The 2,939-nt window shown below is 60.5% G+C and carries 2 protein-coding genes; both read left to right on the forward strand.

The genetic code is table 11. The features are described 5' to 3' along the window. The coding region (locus H5U08_RS14515) for a S1C family serine protease (protein ID WP_297034558.1) at window positions 1-2,313 on the forward strand (2,313 nt) is incomplete at its 5' end. A 302-nt stretch (window positions 2,314-2,615) separates the two neighbouring features. After that, window positions 2,616-2,939, forward strand: a 324-nt coding sequence (locus tag H5U08_RS14520; RefSeq protein ID WP_297034561.1) for a hypothetical protein, incomplete at its 3' end; no start/stop codon positions are given.

Consider the following 2,939-nt stretch of genomic DNA (forward strand, 5'->3'; position numbering starts at 1 on the left):
GATCCTTATCACGCATGGCTGGGAATTCCGCCCCAGGAACGCCCTATCAGCTATTACCGGTTGCTGGGACTCCGGCCGTTTGAAAGCGATCCGCAGGTCATTGAAGCGGCTGTGGATCAACGGCTGGCTTTTCTGAGGACGAAAACGACCGGGCCCCACGCAAGCTATGCCGAACAGCTCATCAACCAGATCGTTCAAGCACGCTTGACTCTCCTCGATCCGGTGCGCAAGCAGGCCTACGATGCGGCCATGCGAGAACAATTCGGGCCGATGTTGGCCGGGACCAGCGGTGGTGCGTTTCCGGCGACCGGGCAGATTTCCTGGCCACAAGGCGTTCCATCCTACCGATCCTTGGGGAAGAAAAAACGGTTGTCGCAGGAATCGCTGACCATCTTGATCGGCCTGGGGGTGGCTCTCGTGTGTGCGGTAGGGCTCATCATTTGGATGGCCCTCACTCCCCGGAAAGAACAAGGCGCGCTCGCCCAGCGCTCGCGACTTCCACGCCAGGCAGCCGCCCATGCCCCGGAGGAAAAGCAAGATCGCGTAGCTCCTCAGGGACCTGCGGGGCCTCGGCAGGTGGCAGAAGGTGAGGTGGTCCCCAGACGCATTCCCGTGCCGCAGAATGTCGGCCCGCTAGAACCCGGGCGGCAGCAGCCAGTTCCGTTTGATCAGCCCGGCCAGCCGGGTGTTGACAATGACGTTCCGGTGAAGCCCGACCGAGAAGAACAGGTGGTTCCGGCCCAGGCGGGCAAGCTCTCATGGCTGAAGAAAGTCCAGGCGGCCACGGTGGTGGTGGAGGGAGAGTCCGGCTTGGGGAGTGGCTTTTTCGTGCAGACCCCGCTGGGGAAAAAATACGTGGTCACCAACGCCCATGTCATCCTGGATAACTGGGACATACGCGTGAAACTGTCAACGGGTCAGGAAATTCCCGTGAAAATGGGCCAGCTTCTGCCCGAATATGATCTTGCCATCCTGGACATCCAGGGTGTCGGTCTGCCCGAGGCGCTGGAACTCCGGGGAGATTTGCCGGAAGTTGGCGAACGGGTGTTTGCCTACGGTGCCCCGCGGGGACTTCAGGGGAGTTTGACGGAGGGAATCGTCAGCGCGGTGCGGTCCACCGACGAAATTCGGCAGGTGGTGGCAGACGGCAGCTTTGACGAGCCGGTGCCGAAGGCGGAGGCCAAGTGGATTCAAACGACGGCCCCGATTTCGCCGGGAAACAGCGGTGGCCCCCTGGTCGACGAGCAGGGACGCGTGGTGGGGATGAGCACGGCGGGATTCAACGCTCGCTTGGCCCAGAATCTTAATTTTGCTCTGGCGTCCCCTGAAATCAAAAGTCGTCTCGTCAAGCCTGTCCTGGCCATGCTGCCCGTCTTTCCCCCTCCGGGCAGGAACGCTCCCCAACCCCTTCTGGCCGGACCGGCCGGTGTCGCGCCTGCGCAACCGGGACTACCACCGGGATTTGCGCCCATGCAACCAGGAGGGAATGCGGACCTGATCAGTCTTCCCGGTTACCCGTTCGAGATCTACTCGTGTCCGGATGTGGTGCTCCCTTCCGGAGCTGTGTTCCAGGCGGGAAAGATTCGGCCTCCGGGCAACTGGCAGGAGATCATTCTGAAGGCCGCTGTCATCGTGTACCGCAAAGGGGATTTCAAAATCAACCTGCAGGTGAAGACCCGAATCGGGTTTTACGTATGTTACGACGACAATGACCGGATGCAATTTGCGGCGGGATTCTACCAGGGACTGCTGGAAGGCCCACTCGTGCTGTTCCACCAAGGAAACCCCTACGTCATCGCAAACTACCGGCAGGGTTCCCGGGAAGGACCGTTTGTCGTGCTCGACGACCAAGGTCAACCGAGCTTTCTCGTGGAATTTGTCCGCGGTCGCCGGCAGGGCCTGGTGTGTGTTTTTGATTCCGATCCCCCTTATTGGCCTCGATACGTGGAGACGTGGAGGGCCAACAGCGTGGTAGAAAGTTGTTATGTGACCTGGAACGGCGAAATACCCACGGTAAGACTCGTGGCAGCCGTGACCGACGCGGAAGAGCAGGCCCGGGTACGGCAGTACGCGGCCCTGGTGGCCGACGAACTGGGCAAAATCGAGGAATTGGAAAAAGCCATTAAAGCCGAAGTGGTCGAGGTGTTTCGCGAGTTCGATCGGGCGATCAAGCGAGGTCGGGCGGCCGATTTCGCGGTGGATGCGCGAGCAGGGATCCTCGCTCGACATGCTGCCCGCGAGGCAGCAGGTGCCGCTGTTCGGGCCGAAGCCAATGCACGCTTCAAAAGCGGTATCGGTCCTCCCACTCCGTGAGCGGCCGGCGTGACCAGCCGGGATGGTCCGCTCGTCCGCAATACATGGTGAGCATCCCGGTTTGATGACGCCAGGGCAACGAACGTTCTGCGCTTTTCAAACCCTGAAAAGGGCTACTTCGCCCATAGTAGAGCGGAGTTCTCTCATCGCCCAGCCGCCACGAATTTCGACCGTTTGGAAAGCGGTCGCCGGAAGGATTCCCGGTTCTGAAGGGTGGGCTGTTCAAAGGGGATCACCTATGATAGGTTGACGGCAGATGTGTCAGTTTCCGCCGTCCGCTGCCTAAAGAAAGGAATGCATTCATGAAACGTCTGGGATTTGCCGTAGTTGCGGTTCTGCTGGCCGTGGGGGTCATCGCGGTCGGCTATCGATTGAAGGCCCTCACCGCTTTGGCCGAACCGGCTTCTCCGCCCCCCGCTACGTCTGCCCCGTCCGGCCCCAAAGCGGAAGCCTTTCGGAAGGCTCTCGCAGAATGGGTGGACCTTTTGACGCAAATTCGGGAAATCCGCATGAAGTATCCTAACGCCAACCCGGCAGAAATGTCGCAGCTTCGCCAGCAGTACGAAAAACTGGTGGACGAAGCGCAACAAAAATTGCCGGGGCTCATTGCGGCGGCGGAAGCCGCG

This window comes from Thermogutta sp., assembly GCF_014359955.1.
Taxonomy (GTDB): Bacteria; Planctomycetota; Planctomycetia; order Pirellulales; family Thermoguttaceae; genus Thermogutta.